The 2,441-nt window shown below is 56.0% G+C and carries 2 protein-coding genes; both read left to right on the top strand.

The features are described from left to right. Window positions 1–301 precede the first annotated feature (301 nt). Window positions 302–1,582: an RNA-guided endonuclease InsQ/TnpB family protein gene (locus tag NW846_RS12480; RefSeq protein ID WP_414516184.1), complete on the top strand. Its 1,281-nt coding sequence runs from the start codon at window positions 302–304 to the stop codon at window positions 1,580–1,582. Between the two features lie 391 nt (window positions 1,583–1,973). Beyond that, window positions 1,974–2,441 (top strand): iron chelate uptake ABC transporter family permease subunit (locus NW846_RS12475; RefSeq protein WP_414516182.1); only part of this gene is annotated, 468 nt, incomplete at its 3' end.

Raw genomic sequence — 2,441 nt, 5'->3', positions numbered from 1 at the left:
CGCTTCAGCTCCACGTAGTGCTGCATCATGGGGGTGAGCAGGGCGGGATCCACCTGCAGGGCATCCCAAGTGGTCTCAGCAGAAGAAGCCATGGCACCAATGCTTGCAAGAGGGGGCCAAATTCAGGGTCCATCCAACCCAAGCTAACCGGCTTGGGCCATTCTATTTGATTTGAGATCTTCCCCCCTCTCCCTCCGGAAGAGAGGAGATTACCAAGCGGCGCCATAAAGCCCCGCCCTTTAGGTCAGGGATATAAGGCGCAGATTGTTTTATCTGATAAGACCCAGAATAAAATAGATTCATGTTAGTCAGGGAAGCCAAACTCCTCAACGGGACGCCAAAGCAGTATCAAGCTTTGGACGAAGCCATCCGCACCGCACAGTTTGTGCGCAACAAATGCCTGCGCCATTGGATGGACAATCGGGGGGTAGGGAAGAAGCATCTGTATGCTTTCTGCAAAGACTTGGCGAAGGAGTTCCCATTTGCGAATAAGCTCAACTCTGCTGCTCGGCAGGCGAGTGCGGAGCGAGCATGGCTATCGATTTCCAACTTCTACAGACGGTGCAAGCAGGGCGAAAAGAAGAAAGGCTATCCCCAGTTCAAGAAGCATTGCCGGTCTGTGGAATACAAGCAATCGGGCTGGAAGTTATCTGATGATGGCCTGTCTATCACCTTCACGGACGGGTTTGGAGCAGGGACCTTTGCGCTGTACTGCAATGGAGAAGCAAGACAGGATATCCTGAGCTCCAAAATCAACCGTGTGCGGGTGATCCGAAGAGCAGATGGGTACTATGCCCAGTTCTGTCTGGATGTAGACCGCAAGGAGCAAGGACAATACACAGGCAATGTTATCGGTATTGATCTTGGGCTCAAGCATTTCTACACCGACCAGAACGGCAATACCGTGAATTGCCCGAAGTTTTTGCGCCGCAGCGAGAAGCGGCTAAAAAGGCATCAACGCAAGTTGAGCAGGATGTTCGCAAAAGGGAGAAAACCGCAATCAAACAACTACCACAAACAGAAGAACCGAGTAGGTAGGATTGACCTCAAAGTCCAGCGCCAGCGTAGAGACTGGGCGATTAAGCTAGCCCGGTGCGTAGTGATGTCTAACGACATCGTGGTGTATGAGGACTTGCCGGTGAAGAACTTGGTCAAAAATCGTCATCTTGCCAAATCGATCCAAGATGCTAGCTGGTCGCTATTCACTCACTGGCTAGACTACTACGGCAAGGTGTGGGGCAAGGCAATCGTAGCAGTGCCGCCTCAATACACCACGCAGGATTGTAGTGGTTGTGGGCATAGAGTGGTTAAGACTCTGTCTACGCAAACTCATATTTGCCCCAAGTGTCTGCTTGTGCTGGATAGGGATCAGAATGCAGCTCTGAATATCCTGAAGAAGGGGCTAAGCCTTTTGGGGCTCAGCATCTTTAAGTTAAGCGTCTTAGGGTTGAAATGGCAAAACGGTACCTTAGGGCATAAGGGAACCGCTGCCCCCCCGCCCCCGGGTGCCCCCCCGTATCGGGGGGGACACTGGGGGCCTGGGGGTCGGGAACGCTTGGGGAGAGATGCACCGCTGCTGTAGAGGGGCAACCCGATACGGTAAGTGCGCCCGTAGAACCAAGAACAAGAATCCCCTGCCTTTAGGTAGGGGAGTATGTCAAGGACTTCCCATTCCACGGCTGCTGGGAATGACCCTACCCGGGGCAGTCGGATCCCTGGCAGGTTAGGCCTGAGTAGGTTGGGTGTTGCCCGATCTCACGCCAAAGGGTTGGCACTCAAGGGGGGGACGCGGGCAGAAGCTTATTAGAACTGACTTGCAATAACCCAGAAAGCCTGTTATTCTGGCAGCTACGTCTTTATTGAATCTAAGTCTCAACAAGCTGGAAAGCTTGGCGGGGTTGGGCTCGCTGCTCTGGCGAGCCGGTCGGAGCTGTCTTGCGGCTCTCCCCCTCTCAAAAGTCCTGAGGTTTGCGATGTTGGCCAATCAAGGGCGTCTGTCATCAGGAGTTGACTCGGAGACACGCTGGGGGCAGGCCAGGCGGATCCTCTCGCCGGTCGGCTTGGCGGTTTTGCTACTGAGTGTCATCCTCTTGCTGCTTTGGATCTCGATTGCCTTGGGATCCGTTCCCATGACTTTTGCGGAGCTGTGGCAGGCCCTGTGGGGGCAAGGGGATCCAGTCCGGCAGACCATTGTCTGGCAGTTGCGGCTGCCGCGGGCACTTTTGGCCCAGTTGCTGGGGGCGGCCTTGGGGATGGCGGGGGCCCTGCTGCAGGGGATGTTGGGCAATGGGCTGGCGGATCCCTACCTGCTGGGCATCTCGGCGGGGGCGGGCCTGGCGGCGGTGGGGCTGCTCACCTGGGGGGAGTGGACGGCTTGGGTGCCCTTGGCGGCTTGGGTGGGCGGGGTGCTGACCACGGTGTTGGTGTATGGCCTGGCGCGC

The organism is Synechococcus sp. W60.3 (genome assembly GCF_047502615.1).
In the GTDB taxonomy this organism is placed as follows: Bacteria; Cyanobacteriota; Cyanobacteriia; order Thermostichales; family Thermostichaceae; genus Thermostichus.
The sequence above is the reverse complement of the archived record's forward strand: the minus strand, read 5'-3'. Positions and strand labels throughout refer to the sequence as shown.